Raw genomic sequence first — 255 nt, forward strand, 5'->3', positions numbered from 1 at the left:
GCGGTACCACAAGCCAAATAATAATAGGTTGTTTTAAAGCATTGAATAACACCACTACAATTAGCACCATAGCTAAAAGGCCAAGTGGTAGTGTTGATGCAAGCATTTCATTTGACTCTTTTGATTGCCCATACTCACCATCCCATTCCAATGTGTAACCGGCAGGTAAGTCAATCGCTTCTATTTGTGGCCTTACTCGATTAAATAATTCAGATGCAAGCTGCCCAGGAAGTGGATCGGCTTGAGCCTTAATTG

The 255-nt window shown here is 41.6% G+C and carries 1 protein-coding gene; it reads right to left on the reverse strand.

The window, feature by feature from the left end; genetic code table 11:
- The coding region (locus AAEY62_RS23430) for an efflux RND transporter permease subunit (RefSeq protein WP_350636851.1) at positions 1-255 on the reverse strand (255 nt) is incomplete at both ends.

This window comes from Pseudoalteromonas sp. GW168-MNA-CIBAN-0100, from assembly GCF_040309225.1.
Taxonomy (GTDB): Bacteria; Pseudomonadota; Gammaproteobacteria; order Enterobacterales; family Alteromonadaceae; genus Pseudoalteromonas; species Pseudoalteromonas arctica.